2 tRNA genes are annotated in these 342 nt (G+C 51.5%); both read right to left on the bottom strand.

Annotation, left to right across the window (positions count from 1 at the left end):
* Nucleotides 1–55 precede the first annotated feature (55 nt).
* A tRNA-Ala gene (locus ACE38U_RS22400) sits at nucleotides 56–131 on the bottom strand.
* Nucleotides 132–244: 113 nt separating this feature from the next.
* A tRNA-Ile gene (locus ACE38U_RS22395) sits at nucleotides 245–321 on the bottom strand.
* Between the last annotated feature and the right edge of the window lie 21 nt (nucleotides 322–342).

The raw sequence follows: 342 nt of genomic DNA, 5'->3' as shown, positions 1-342 counted from the left end.
CTTCGCAGCACACCGTCGCCGGTACACTCTGAAGTAGTTTTGGTGCATGAAATGATGGTGGAGCTAAGCGGGATCGAACCGCTGACCTCCTGCGTGCAAGGCAGGCGCTCTCCCAGCTGAGCTATAGCCCCATCGATTTCGTAAAACCTTTGATTACCGTTAATTTTCATCTGGTCAAGGCGCAACTTAGCGACGCATACTTAAGTATGCGAGTCTGAGGTGCAACGCAGAACAGGGGAAAATTTGGTAGGCCTGAGTGGACTTGAACCACCGACCTCACCCTTATCAGGGGTGCGCTCTAACCACCTGAGCTACAAGCCTATAAGGTTTTACTGCTCGTTT

The sequence above is a fragment of the Cedecea selenatireducens genome, assembly GCF_042138895.1.
Lineage (GTDB): Bacteria > Pseudomonadota > Gammaproteobacteria > Enterobacterales > Enterobacteriaceae > Cedecea > Cedecea selenatireducens.
The sequence above is the reverse complement of the archived record's forward strand: the minus strand, read 5'-3'. Positions and strand labels throughout refer to the sequence as shown.